At 49.1% G+C, this 487-nt stretch carries 1 protein-coding gene; it reads left to right on the forward strand.

Annotated features, from left to right (window positions below; genetic code table 11):
- Positions 1–227: 227 nt before the first annotated feature.
- Positions 228–487 (forward strand): purine permease (locus NE664_13505; protein MCQ4727648.1); only part of this gene is annotated, 260 nt, incomplete at its 3' end.

Consider the following 487-nt stretch of genomic DNA (forward strand, 5'->3'; position numbering starts at 1 on the left):
GATGGGCGCAACGCACTCATCACTCTGCTTGAAAAAGCAAAAGAGGGAATCCTGGGGAAAACCGGTACTCGCATTCATCAGTAATATTCAGCAGCCTTTCAGACGGCTCATTTCCTGATTGTCTTTTCGGTCTGGAAATGACCGGTCTGGGCTGTTATAATTTTCTGCCGGAAAACTGCGATCCGGTTTTCCGGAGTACTTCCAAAACCTAAGGAGGAACTCTCTCTATGAAACAGTCAAATAAAGAATACGCTTCTATTTTTCAGTTGGACGGCATCCCAAAATTCTCCCAGGCACTGCCGTTAGCACTTCAGCACGTGGTAGCCATGATCGTCGGCTGTGTTACTCCGGCAATCATCGTGTCCAATGTCGCTAACTTATCAGGCGCTGACCGGGTTATCCTGATTCAGGCCGCACTTGTAGTATCCGCACTGTCAACCCTGCTGCAGCTGTTTCCCATCGGGAAAAAAGGAAGCTTCCGTCTCGG

The sequence above is a fragment of the Anaerotignum faecicola genome (assembly GCA_024460105.1).
GTDB lineage: Bacteria > Bacillota > Clostridia > Lachnospirales > Anaerotignaceae > JANFXS01.